The organism is Pseudoxanthomonas sp. J31 (assembly GCF_000510725.1).
GTDB lineage: Bacteria > Pseudomonadota > Gammaproteobacteria > Xanthomonadales > Xanthomonadaceae > Pseudoxanthomonas.
In genome coordinates this window covers 238,787-251,120 of sequence record NZ_AZNZ01000003.1, presented here as the reverse complement: position 1 = coordinate 251,120, position 12,334 = coordinate 238,787, and the positions used below count along the sequence as shown (strand labels likewise).

Here is a 12,334-nt window from a genome sequence, read left to right as displayed (position 1 = left end):
CATCCAGGGGGCAGGCAATACTCCCGGCCTCGCCTCCTTGTTCAGCTTCGCGGCGTCACACTTCCGCCCACCCCGATACGAAACACTGCTGCCATGTCCAATCGCTTCCGCTTCGGTCTCGGACTCCTCGCCCTGGTCCTGGTTTCCGGCCCGGCCCTCGCCGGCGCCCGCGACGAGCTGGTGCGCTTCACCAGCGGCCTCAAGGGCCTGGAGGGGCGCTTCGAGCAGCAGGTGTTCGACGCCAACGGCCGCAGCAAGGAGCGCAGCAGCGGCATGGTCGCCGTGTCGGCGCCGCGCCTGTTCCGCTGGGAGTACCAGAAGCCGTTCGAGCAGCTGATCGTGGCCGACGGCCAGAAGGTCTGGATGTACGAGCCGGACCTGCAGCAGGCCACGGTCAAGCCGCAAGGCGAGGAAGAGCGCAACAGCCCGCTGGTGGCGCTGTTCGAACCGTCGCGGCTGGAACGCCAGTTCGACGTCAGCGAGGAAGCCGTGCCCAGCGAGGGCCTGGAATGGCTGACCCTGACTCCGAAGGTCGACACCGAGGCCAGCTTCCAGATGGCGCGCCTGGGCTTCGGCCCGCAGGGCCTGGCGCGCATGCAGGTGGTCGACCTGGTCGGGCAGAAGACCGAACTGCGCTTCAGCGGCTGGAAGCGCAACCCGTCCTTCGCTGCCGGCACCTTCAGGTTCACTCCGGCCAAGGGCGTGGACGTGGTCGGCCACTGAGCCAGCGGCCGGCGACCCAATCCGCCGGCCTTGCCAGGCTGCGTGGCCCCGGCATGGGGCCCCGGCGCTCTATCATGGGCGCATGAGCCGCACCCGTCGCACCGCCGCCGCCGAGCAGGACCTGCTGGCGCCCACACCGGAAACGCCCGCCGATCCCGCCCGCCAGGAGGCCATGCGCCCGCTGGCCGAGCGCATGCGGCCGCGCAGCCTGGACGAGATGGTCGGCCAGCGCCGGCTGCTCGCGCGCGGCTCGGCCCTGCGCCGCGCGGTGGAGGCGGGCAGGGTGCATTCGATGATCCTGTGGGGGCCGCCGGGCTGCGGCAAGACCACCCTGTCCCTGTTGCTGGCCCAGTATGCCGACGCCGAGTTCCGCGCCATCTCGGCGGTCCTGTCCGGCCTGCCCGAGGTGCGCCAGGTGCTGGCCGAGGCCGGCCAGCGCTTCGACGCCGGGCGCCGCACCGTGCTGTTCGTGGACGAGGTGCACCGCTTCAACAAGACCCAGCAGGACGCGTTCCTGCCGCACATCGAGCGCGGCAGCATCGTGTTCGTCGGCGCCACCACCGAGAATCCCTCGTTCGAGCTCAACTCCGCGCTGCTGTCGCGCTGCCGCGTGCACGTGATGGAGGCAGTCTCGGCCGAGGACATCGTCGCCGCGCTCAGGCGCGCACTGGAGGACGGCGAGCGCGGCCTCGGCGGCCAGGGGATCGAGGTGGAGGAGGGCGCCCTGCGCGAGATCGCCGCGGCCGCCGACGGCGACGTGCGCCGCGCCCTGACCCTGCTGGAGATCGCCGCCGAACTGGCCGCCGACGAGGGCGGGCGCATCACCGAATCGACCCTGCTGCAGGTGCTGGCCGACCGCACCCGCCGCTTCGACAAGGGCGGCGAGCAGTTCTACGACCAGATCTCGGCGCTGCACAAGTCGGTGCGCAGCTCCAATCCCGACGCGGCGGTGTACTGGCTGGCGCGTATGCTCGACGGCGGCTGCGATCCGGCGTACCTGGCCCGGCGCCTGACCCGCATGGCGGTGGAGGACATCGGCCTGGCCGATCCGCGCGCCCTGCAGATGGCCATCGATGCCTGGGACACCTTCGAACGCCTCGGCCGCCCGGAGGGCGACCTGGCCCTGGCCCAGGTCGCGATCTACCTGGCCAGCACCGCCAAGTCCAACGCGGCTTACGCCGCGTACAACGCCGCCAAGGCCGATGTCCACCAGTACGGCACGGCCGAGGTGCCCATGCACCTGCGCAACGCGCCGACGAAGCTGATGAAGCAGCTGGGCTACAACAAGGGCTACCAGTACGACCACGACGCCGAGGGCGGCGTTGCCCTCGACCAGACCGGCTTCCCGGACGTGATGGGCGAGCGCGTGTACTACCGCCCGGTGGAGCGCGGCCTGGAGATCAAGCTCAAGGAGAAGCTGGACCGCCTGCGCGAGGCGCGCGAGGAGGCGCGGCGGCGGCGCGGCAAGCCGGGAGCGGGGAAGGGCGGCTGAGCCCGCCGCGCCGCAGCCTGCCAGCCGGCTACCCTCTTCGCCCGCGGACATCCTCCCGTCGCAACCAGGGGACGAGCACGTCCGACCGGCAGAAGGGCGTTGCCCGCAGGTGGTGTCCGGCCGCGGCCTGGCGGGTGTATATCTTCGCCAGTCCGTGGCGGCCACCGGACCGGCCGCCGGACACCAGGGGAGGCAAGGGAATGCACAGGATCCTGATTACCGCCGCGCTGGCATGGCTGCCGGCCAGCGGCGCATCCGCCCAGCAGATCCATAAATGCGTGGCTGCCGACGGCAGCGTCAGCTACCAGTCCGCGCCATGCGGCGAGGGCCAGCAGCCGGCCCGCACCTGGGACCACGGCCAGTACGCGCCGCCTGCGCCCATGCAGTTGCCGGCGGCGCGCGACAGCCGCAGTGCGCGCGAAACCGGGCGGCGAGGCTACGCGACGGCTTCCCGGCGCATCGGCACATCCACCGCCGCGGACGACCGCTGCGAGGCCGCGCGCCGCCACCGCGATTCGGTGCTGCGGAACGAGCGCGTTGGCCAGCGTTCCATCGAGCTGCGCCGCCGGCTCGACCAGCTGGTGGCCGACGCCTGTGGGAAATAGCGGCAAGCCCCGGATTGCCTGCCCGGCCGGGCCAGGCAGGGCGCCCCTCCCGCCGCCCGGGGGAGGGAAGCAACATCGTGCCCGACGCGGACCGGGATGGCGCCACGCTGCCCCGCCGGCACTCCGTTCCGGACAGGCCCCGGCCTACTTCCCGGCCTGCTGGCGGCTGGCCGCCGCCAGCGCCAGGAACATGAAGTTCTCCGCGCCGCCACCGATCACGTATTCGCGCTGCTGCCAGAAGTACGGCCAGATCTTCAGCTCCGGCAGGTCGGGCCGGATCAGCGCGGTGCCGGAGATCACGCCGCCGGGGATGTAGCTCCAGTCGGCGCGGTTGGTGCCGTAGGCGACGGTGGCCGAGTTCGCGCCCACGCCCGAGGCGAAGGATTCGGTGACCTTGCCGGGGTGCACGCCCAGCACGAAGTTCAGCGCGTCCATCTGCAGGGCGTCGCTGGTGTGCTGCGGCCAGCCCTTGCGGAAGTAGTACTGGTCCACGCCAAAGCGCTGGATGTCCCAGCCGGCGCCCCAGATGTACGGGACGTAGGGGACGCGGTAGGGCGTCCTGGTCGCATCGTCCGCCAGCTTGGCCTGGTGCGCCGCGACCGCGGCGTCGACCTCGCGCAGGAAGTCGGCATCCCTGACCAGGGGCAGGGCGACCGCCAGCGAGGGGCCGGTCTTGTCGATCGCCTCCACGATCTGCGGCTTCAGCGCAACCAGCTTCTCCACGTAGGCCGGATCGCCGGTGCTTACCGCCAGCTCGGACAGCGCCGCCACCTTCGCACCGATGCTGGTCGCCCGGTCCAGCGCCCTGGCCGTGAGATCGATCGCCGCGTCCAGCGCTTCCTTGGCCATGGCCGGATTCGAGGGCTCCAGCACCCGCGCCGCCACCGCCAGGCCCGAGGCCGTCTCCAGCTCGCGGTTGGGGTTGTCCTCGGTGAACACCCAGCGGTCGTCCTGCAGCGAGGAGGTGGTCCCGGTGCGGGCACCGGCGGGCAGGGCAGGGTCGTAGGCGAGGTTGTCGGTCTGCGTGGTGACGTCGCCCAGCAGCACGTACTGCTCCAACGTGGGCTCGATCACGCCGCGGTAGGTACGGCCCAGGGCGCGGTAGCCGGCCAGCACGTTGAGCAGGCCGTGCTCGATCTGCTGGATGGCGTCGTTCACCCCGTCCGGGCGCAGCAGCCGGGTTTCCTTGCGCGCCTGGTCGATGGTGGTGGCGTCGTGGTCCAGGCCGAACTCCTCGACCATCTGCGCCAGCAGCTTGATCGTGCCCATCTGGCTTTCGATGCGCAGGTCGTAGTCGCCGGCGTCGTGCCAGCCACCCACCGCCATGCCGGGAATGCGGTCACCGGGCTTGAAGCGGGTGAGGGTGTCCGGGCGCTGTTCGTAGCCGTCGAAGTGCACGCCGGGGCTTGCCATGCGCGCATCGTCCATGTGGTCCAGGCCGTGCCAGGTGCGGTAGTTCTCCGTGACCCGCATGTGGCACATCTGCGCCGGCAGGAAGTACTCCAGCGTCGGCTGCCAGACGCCGCGGTCGAACACATCATCGTCGATGCGGAAGACGTGGGTGGACTTGCCGCGGTAGGACAGCTGGTAGCTGCCGGGCTCGCGGACCTCGCTCAGGTCGGCGGTCAGGTAGTGGTAGCGCAGGAACTTGCCCCAGGGCCTGGGCGTGTAGCGCGCCACTTCCCGCGGACCATCCTCGCCGATCCGGTACAGCACCAGCGGGTCGGCCTTGCGGTCGCGCGGATCCTGCTCGATGACCACGGTCTTGGCCTGGTGCGGGCGGTAGCCGACCTGCGAGACCTGCACCACCGGCTCGTAGCGCCACTGCGGGTCGACGTTGGGCGTCACCACCCAGGTCAACGCGTCGCGGGTGTTCCCCGGGCGGGTCACCTCGCGCACGATGTACCAGCCGTTGTTCATGTTGCCGCGGCCGTCGATCAGGTCCAGGCGGCCGCTGCGGCTCTCGATCTTCAGCCGCTGCAGCGGGTTTTCCGGCGCCACCACCAGGGTGCGGCCGCTGGCCAGCGGCGCGGTGATCGTATGTCCCTCGACCACCGCCACCGGCCCGTTGGCCTGGCGCGGGAAGGTGCCGGACTTGCCGTCCATCAGGAACGACTTGCCGAACAGGTCGCCCGGGAACAGTTCGAAGTTGAACCCGACCTTGCCTTCCCATTCGGCCGGCAGCGGCTGGTCCAGGTGCACCGAGACCTGGAACGAATGCCCGTCCAGCGGCGTCACCGCCACCTTGTAGCTGAAGTGCAGGTCGGGATACTCGATCGGGTTGAAGCCCTTGCGGTCCTTGCCCGGGTCCGGATAGCGCAGGGTCTGGACCAGGCTGCCGGTAGCCGGATCGAAGCTGGCCTTGCCGTCGCCGGCCGGGACCGGCGACCACTGGCCGGGCGAAGGCTCCAGGCGCAGGTCGCCATTGGCAGCAACGCGCTCGCCATGCTGGATCACGGTCACGCCGGTCTGGTGCCCATCCGGGTAGATGTCGGCAAACACGGTGACGTTGAGCCCAGGCGCCTCGAAGTAGCCTTGCTCGTTGAGCTTGAGGCTGGAAGCCGCCTCGGCCTGGAACGCGAGCACGACCGCGACGGCCAGCCCGAACCTGCGCTTGTGGTGCATGGAGTCTCCCCGGAATGCGATGAGGACCGGCCGGACCGGCAACCGGGGCAGAAGGTAGCGATAACGGGCAGGAAGGGCTCGCTGCAGTGTGTCATGCGGCGCCTCGCCTTAGAACATAATGTGCATTATGCGAAATCAAGGAAGGATCTTCGCGGGGCTGTCGTCCGGCTGCTGGCGGCGCCCTTCCTTGGTTTTCCGCTGCTGCGGCCCGCCGCCAGGCACCGCCGCCATCGCTGCCAAGGCGGCCTATCTTCCCGGAACCGTCAGCAGTAAGCCCCGGCGCGGCCATCACCAACAAACCATCTGGATATGAACCAAGCTGCAGGCTGGCCGACGCGTCCAGCCGCAACCGGCGCCTGGTTGGATCCGTGCCTCGTTGGATCCATTGGATCCATGCCGCCGCCGGGCCACCCTTGGTTCTGCGCGCCACGCCAACGCAACCGTACCTGCCAGGCTGGACCCACTTTGGCCTTCGCTGATCCCCGAGGTGCGCGCCTGCCTCGCCGGACGTCCACGATGGAGGCGCCCCAGACGCTGATCACAGTCATGCGTCACGCGGTCGAACGCAGCCTGGTCAGGATCGACCGGCGTGGCGGCGGTCCTTGGGTGTGGACATGGCGTCGGCTCCCTGGTGTGGAGACCCCTGTGACATTGGGTCCTCGGCATGCCACCCATCCGGAGCAAGCAACCTCAGCGCATATTGCTGCCGTCCCCGCACTATATGACTAGAACTACATCCAATGTCGGCGAATGCGCAGGACCGTCGGGAAGCAGTCGCGCGTCAGCGCACCAGGGTTATGAAGAGTTTAGTGGTTTATAGCGAATCCGCTATAAATCGATGCCGCCGCAGCGCCAGCCCCCCGGATCGCCGCCTTCCGCGCTTCAATCACGTGCCCTGGTGCACGCCATCGCGCACGTCCGTCCTCCGCGGAAGATGAGGGCGAAGACCGGCTCCAGGCCGCCTGACGCTCCATCGCATTTCCGGCAGGACTGGCGAGCGGGCGCCGGCCTGCCATCCGCTCATCCCGGCGCCCTCAGCCCGCCTCCCTCGCCCACTCCTCCGCATCCGCGCCGGCCGGGATGTACAGCGGCGCGGCAGGATCGTTGGTCGCGCGCCAGACCGCCTGCGCCACGTCCGTGGACCGGGTACCGGGTCCGACCGAGTCGGCCATGCGCGCGATGGTGTCCTGCATGAAGCGGCCATACACCGCATCGTCGATCCCGCGCAGGCCGCGGCGGGCGGACTCGCGGAAGCGGGTATCGCCGGAAGAGCCCGGCAGCACCAGGTGCGCGCGCAGGCCGAACTGCGCGATCTCGGCGGCGAGCGATTCGGTGATCGCGTTCACCGCGGCCTTGGAGGCGCGATACGCGCCAATCAGCGGCAGCGGCCTGTAGGTCGCGCTCGAGGTCACGTTGACGATGACCCCGGATCCGCGCGCGCGCATCTGCGGCAGTACCGCCTGGGCCATCGCGATCGTGCCGAAGGTGTTGGTCTCGAACAGGCGGCGCACCGTTTCCATGTCCATCAGCTCGAACGGTGCGGGCGCGCCGAAGCCGGCGTTGTTGACGAGTACGTCGACCTCCCCTGCCCCGGCGACGGCAGCCCGGACGCTTTCCGGATCGGTGACATCCAGCGGCAGCACGAGCAGGTTGGCCGATGCCGGCAGCAGGTCGTCGCGCGGGGTGCGCATGGTGGCGACGACGCGCCAGTCCCGCGCCAGGAAATGGCGCGCGGTTTCCAGTCCAAAGCCGGAGGAACAGCCGGTGATCAGCACGGTCTTCATTCGGTGGTCTCGCGTGTGGTGGGCGAGCCACCACGGTATGCGCCCTGCCCCGTACTGCCTACAATCGGAAGTCCATACTTCGTTTGCAGGAGTCCGGCCATGGTCGATCCACTGGCGGAAGTGGTCCTGCTGCTCAAGCCCGCCGCGCGCTTCTCCAAGCAGGTGGTCGGCGCCGGCCCGTGGCGGGTCAGCCGCTCGGATGCCGGCGAGCCGTTCTACTGCGCGGTGATCGAGGGCGGTTGCCGGCTGGCGCTGGAGGGACGAGACACGGTCGTCCTGCAAGCCGGGGATTTCGTCCTGGTCCCCGCCGCCTACGGGGTCACCATGTCCAGCCTGCACGAAGTGGATCCTGCCACCCACTCCGTCCCTGTGCTGCTGGCCGAAGGCTCCTACAGGATCGGCGCGCCGCGCGGTCCCACCGACCTGCGCATCCTGGCCGGCCACTGCAGCTTCGATTCGCCCGATGCGGCGCTGCTGGTGCCGCTGATGCCGCAGCTCATCCATGTCCGCGGCGAGCCCCGGCTGGCGACGCTGGTGCACATGCTCGGCGAGGAATCACGCGAGGATCGGCCGGCACGCGAAGTGGTGCTGGCGCGCCTGCTGGAGGTGCTGTTCATCGAAGCCCTGCGCTGTACCACCGGATCGGGAGCCGCGCGCGGACTGGTCCAGGCCCTGTCCGATGCACGCCTGGCCGCGGCGATCCGCGCGATGCACGCGTGCCCTTCGAGGAACTGGACCGTGAACGAGCTGGCAAAGGAAGCCGCCCTGTCCCGCTCGGCCTTCTTCGACCGGTTCAACCGGGTGATGGGCATGCCGCCAATGGAGTACCTGCTGGCCTGGCGCATGGCCCTGGCGAGGGACCTGCTCGCGAACGGTGGTATCGGCATCGCCGACGTCGCCGAGCGCGTCGGCTACAGCTCGGCCAGCACCTTCAGCGTCGCGTTTGCACGCCATGTCGGTTGTCCGCCGGCGCGGTACGCACGCGGCGCGGCGCGCCCCGACACGCGGCGGCGGGACGAATCATCACCCGACCCCTTCGACGCAAAGCGTGCGGCAATGGCCGTTACCACGGCCGCAGGCGCGCCGCCTGGATGACCGGCGGGGCGGACGCGGGCGCTGCCGCGCCCGGTTACTCGCTGCGCTGCGCGGTATCGCGGCCTTGCGCGAATTCCGGGAAGACCTCCGCCAGCGGCTTGGTCTCCGGCAGGATGTAGAACACGCCACCGCGCGCGAAGACCGGCTCGATCACCTGCCCGTAGAACTCCGGCGCGACGTTGATGCAGCCGTGGGTGATGCGGTTGTCGTCCGGCTGCGGCGAGGCGAGGCGCTCGGCACGCTTCTCGGAACGGACGCCGGTAGCCGTCGGATGGATCGAGACGCCGGAGTCGTAATCCACCCAAAGCACGCGCCCGGCATCGAGCGAAGGGCCGAAGCCGCCCACGAAGCGGCCGGCCGGCGTGGTGCGGTCCTTGCCCGGGATCTCGCGCAAGGCCAGGCCGGCGATGCCGGGGGCGATGTGGTCGCCGACGGCCGAGCCGAACAGCGCAGGCGCCGCGCCGCGCAGCCGGCCATCGCCGCCAAACACCAGGATCTGGGCCGCGGCCTTGTCCATGATCGCGAACGGATAGCCTTCGCTGTCGCGGGTGGCGACCACCCAACCGGCCAGTTCGATCACCGTGTCCGCCACTTCCTGGCCCTGCGGAAGCAGGTCGACGGCGGCGGCCGGCGGCGCGGCGGCCTCCTCGGCGACGGCCATGGCCGGGTTCACGAGTGCCAGCGCCAACGCGAGACAGCTGGCACGGATCGCAGGATGCATGCGGCTGATGGGACTACTCCTCTGGAACCGGGCGAAGAACGGCCCGGTGCCAGCAAGGCCACCGGGCCGGGGTTTGGAACTGTCGCCGACCCCGATCAGCCGCGGGGCTGGCGGCGCGGGGCGGCCTCGAGCTGCTGCACGCGGCTTTCGATCTGGTCCAGGCGCCGGTTGGCCTGCTGCGCGGACTGGTTGGCGGACTCGGCGCTCTGGGCCGCGTTCTGCACCCGGCTGTCGAGCTGGTCAAGGCGCGAATTGATCGTGGCGAATTCCTTGTCGTAGGTGGCGCAACCAGCAAGACCCGCGGCGACAACCACCGCCACGCCGAGCGCACGCACCATCGCCACGTTGTTCTTGATCAGGGACATTCCAATCCTCCTTCGTCAGGGGCTTCGGAATATAGCCGGCTTTGCGTCAAAGCCATGCGGCGACTTCAGCGCCAGTTCGGTTACGTGCACGGTTCGTGAAAAAGTTCGTGCTACGCATCGCAGTGCGCGCTTCCAGGCGCATTGCAGGAGGAATGTCCGCCTGTTCGTGATGCATCGCAACACTCCGCCGCCCCTGCGCTGCACTTTGCGCCTGGCCGGACGCCTGCAGCCTGGCACTGCTGCAGGCAGCGCCCACGAGCGCCGCGGCGCTCATGGGCAGGCATTGCACTACGATCGGCTCGACGCCTTCACGCGCGCGGGGGCGTACGCGTCGCGCGACCGGATCATCCTGCCCCACCACCCGTGCAAGACCGTGCCTGGAGATGCTGATGAGACTGCCGATGCTCGCGATCCTGGCCGGGCTTGCGGCAAGCCCCGCGTCGGCCGGCGACGTGCCCGCGAGCGACAGCCATGGCATTGCCACCGCGGTGATGCAAGCCGATGCCCGCGCCCTGGCCGTGGTCGGCAAGTCGGACACCGCGGCCCGCCATGCAGGACGCGCCGGTTACTACCGCACTCTGGGCGACCTGGCGCAGTCGACCCGTTGGGCACGCGCGTGCATCGCCAACCCGCAGGTCGTGGCCGAGCCCGGACAGCAACTGATGTACCTCTGCCGCAGCCTGTTGGCCGGCAACCTGCTGCTGGCTGGCGACATCGGTGGCTGGGCCGTGGAGATGGAACAGGTGCGCGTGCTCTACCGCGAACACGTCGCCCCTTCGCTGCGCCCCGGCGGGGAACTGGCCGCGGTGGCCCGGCCGCGCTTCGAGGCCTTCACCGGATGGCCGCGCCAATGGACCCTGCACGCGACGGCCGCGCCGGGCACGCGCGTGCCCGTGGCCGATGGCCCCGGCGTTCCCGTGGTGCGCTGCAGGATCCGCGGCGGCCGCGACGGCAAGGCGCGCGACGTCGAGGTGGACTTCATCATCGATACCGGCGCCCCCCATTCCCACGTCAGTCGCCGCGCAGCGCAGGCGATGGGACTGGAGGTGCGGGACGGCTTCGGCGTCGATGCCAGCGATCCGGCGCGGTGGGCGGAGATCGGACTGGCCACGCCGGTAGACCTGGAGCTTGGGGGAATCCGCTTCGGCGACGTCGCCTTCAGCGTGCCCGACGCGATGGAGCCGGCCCTCATCGGCCTGGACCTGCTCGCCCGCCTCGGCCCGCTCAGGCTGGGCGCGGACGAACTGGAAGTCCTGGCGGAACTTCCGCCAGGCTGCGACGCGCAACTGGCGGCCACCTCGTTGCCGTGGGGCGGCCAGTACGCACTGCGCCTCCCGATGCAGATCGGCCGGCGCAAGGAGCTGGTCTTGCTGGACACCGGCAACGACGCTTCGCTGGAGATGGCCGGCACGGACCTGTCCGCGTTCCCGCAGGCAGCCCTGGTCGAGCGCAGCCGGCTGACGATCCACGGCCTGCAGCGCGTGCGCCATGCCGAGGCCAGCGCACCAGTCAGTTTCAACGGGCACGCGGCCGAACTCCCGATCCGGGTCACTGACCAGCCGGCCCGGGTCTTCCCGGTCTCGTGGACGGCGGGCTACGGACTGCGCACGCGCTACGACTTCCACGTGGACGTGGCCACCGCGCACGGCTGCCTGCTGCCGCGCGCCGCCCGGCAGGAGCAGCCACCATCCGCGGCTCGCGGCCCTCGCCAGGCGCGCAGAACGCGAGCGAAAAGCCAAGCGCACGCCACCCGCGAAGCAGGTGCGTCGGATGCAGGATTACCGGGAATCCGGCGTGCGGCGGCGCCGGGAAGTTGGTGGAGCCAGCCGGGATCGAACCGGCGACCTCTTGCATGCCATGCAAGCGCTCTCCCAGCTGAGCTATGGCCCCACGAGCATCGGCCTCCAGGCCTTTGCGTACCGCTGGAAATGTGGCGTCCCCACGGGGATTCGAACCCCGGTCGCTACCGTGAAAGGGTAGTGTCCTAGGCCTCTAGACGATGGGGACGTATCGTCGCTTCGCCCAACCGGGGTTGGATTTGGTGGAGCCAGCCGGGATCGAACCGGCGACCTCTTGCATGCCATGCAAGCGCTCTCCCAGCTGAGCTATGGCCCCACGAAGCTGAGGGCGCGAATCTTAGCTAGTCCCCGTAACTTGCGCAAGCATTTCTTCACCGGAAGTTTCATCGACCAGCGGACGCAGCTCCGGATCCAGCGCCACGCGCCCGTCGAACACGAAGCAGCGGCCCTCGTAGCCGAGGCCGCCGACCTGTTCGAACCAGCCCAGGATCCCGCCTTCCAGCTGCAGCACGTTGTCCATGCCATCCTGGCGCATCCACAGCGCGGCCTTCTCGCAGCGGATGCCGCCGGTGCAGAAACTGACCACGGTGGCGCCGGCCAGGGACTCGCGGTGCGGTTCCAGCGCCGCCGGCAGGTCGGTGAACTTGGTGATCGGGAGGGTCAGCGCGCCCTGGAAGGTGCCGTAGGCCACTTCCTGCGCATTGCGGGTATCGAGCATCACCACCGGCCGCCCCTGGTCGTCGCGCCCGCCCCGGGCCAGCCAGCGCGCCACCGTGGCCGGCTCCACCGCCGGGGCGCGCGCGCCCTGGGCCAGTGGCGTGGCCTGCGGACGGCGGAAGCTGATGATTTCCGGCTTCACCTTCACCTTGAGCCGGGCGAACGGCACCGCGGCGCTGCGGCTGTAGCGCGGCCTCAACGCGGCCAGGCGCGGGTCGCCGCGCAGCCAGTCGACGAACCCGCGCAGGACCGCTTCCGGACCGGCCAGGAACAGGTTGATGCCTTCACCGGCGACCAGGATGGTGCCCTTGAGGTCGTCGGCAGCGGCGCGCTCGCGCAGGCGCGCGGCCAGCGCGTGCGGATCGTCGATGTGGACGAAGAGATAGGCGGCAAGATTGAGCATGGCGC

At 70.1% G+C, this 12,334-nt stretch carries 10 protein-coding genes and 3 tRNA genes; 4 read left to right on the top strand and 9 right to left on the bottom strand.

The features are described 5' to 3' along the window. Positions 1–93 precede the first annotated feature (93 nt). The 3 genes from lolA to PSEJ31_RS0106825 all read left to right on the top strand — a co-directional run bounded on the left by lolA (position 94) and on the right by PSEJ31_RS0106825 (position 2,820). Entirely contained in the window at positions 94–723 is a 630-nt protein-coding gene (lolA, locus tag PSEJ31_RS0106835) for an outer membrane lipoprotein chaperone LolA (protein ID WP_019398932.1), read from the top strand. Positions 724–895: 172 nt separating this feature from the next. After that, entirely contained in the window at positions 896–2,215 is a 1,320-nt protein-coding gene (locus PSEJ31_RS0106830; RefSeq protein ID WP_232210996.1) for a replication-associated recombination protein A, read from the top strand. 200 nt (positions 2,216–2,415) lie between these two features. Then, complete coding sequence (locus PSEJ31_RS0106825) at positions 2,416–2,820, top strand: DUF4124 domain-containing protein (RefSeq protein WP_028915022.1); 405 nt, start codon at positions 2,416–2,418, stop codon at positions 2,818–2,820. Positions 2,821–2,964: 144 nt separating this feature from the next. Here the strand turns inward: PSEJ31_RS0106825 and PSEJ31_RS0106820 are convergent, their stop codons facing one another. Further along, positions 2,965–5,445, bottom strand: a complete 2,481-nt coding sequence (locus PSEJ31_RS0106820) for a glycoside hydrolase family 9 protein (protein WP_028915021.1) — start codon at positions 5,443–5,445, stop codon at positions 2,965–2,967. 1,034 nt (positions 5,446–6,479) lie between these two features. Then, on the bottom strand, positions 6,480–7,229 hold the full coding sequence (locus PSEJ31_RS0106815; RefSeq protein ID WP_028915020.1) for an SDR family oxidoreductase: 750 nt from the start codon (positions 7,227–7,229) through the stop codon (positions 6,480–6,482). A gap of 99 nt (positions 7,230–7,328) precedes the next feature. Between PSEJ31_RS0106815 and PSEJ31_RS15790 the strand changes: the two genes are divergently transcribed. Next, positions 7,329–8,324: an AraC family transcriptional regulator gene (locus PSEJ31_RS15790; RefSeq protein WP_084220824.1), complete on the top strand. Its 996-nt coding sequence runs from the start codon at positions 7,329–7,331 to the stop codon at positions 8,322–8,324. A 34-nt stretch (positions 8,325–8,358) separates the two neighbouring features. Here PSEJ31_RS15790 and PSEJ31_RS0106805 read toward each other — a convergent pair whose 3' ends face one another. The 7 genes from PSEJ31_RS0106805 to PSEJ31_RS0106775 form a co-directional block, all read right to left on the bottom strand. Next, positions 8,359–8,985, bottom strand: coding sequence for a L,D-transpeptidase (locus tag PSEJ31_RS0106805; RefSeq protein ID WP_125077082.1), 627 nt, complete (start codon positions 8,983–8,985; stop codon positions 8,359–8,361). A 155-nt stretch (positions 8,986–9,140) separates the two neighbouring features. Further along, positions 9,141–9,410 (bottom strand): membrane protein, encoded by a 270-nt coding sequence (locus PSEJ31_RS0106800; RefSeq protein WP_019399767.1) that lies wholly within the window; start codon positions 9,408–9,410, stop codon positions 9,141–9,143. A gap of 344 nt (positions 9,411–9,754) precedes the next feature. Next, positions 9,755–10,900, bottom strand: a complete 1,146-nt coding sequence (locus PSEJ31_RS17225) for a hypothetical protein (protein WP_028915019.1) — start codon at positions 10,898–10,900, stop codon at positions 9,755–9,757. Between the two features lie 324 nt (positions 10,901–11,224). Beyond that, a tRNA-Ala gene (locus PSEJ31_RS0106790) sits at positions 11,225–11,300 on the bottom strand. A gap of 41 nt (positions 11,301–11,341) precedes the next feature. After that, positions 11,342–11,417 (bottom strand) — tRNA-Glu (locus PSEJ31_RS0106785). Between the two features lie 32 nt (positions 11,418–11,449). After that, positions 11,450–11,525, bottom strand: a tRNA-Ala gene (locus tag PSEJ31_RS0106780). Positions 11,526–11,546: 21 nt separating this feature from the next. Continuing rightward, on the bottom strand, positions 11,547–12,329 hold the full coding sequence (locus tag PSEJ31_RS0106775) for a sulfurtransferase (RefSeq protein WP_028915018.1): 783 nt from the start codon (positions 12,327–12,329) through the stop codon (positions 11,547–11,549). Positions 12,330–12,334: the final 5 nt, after the last annotated feature.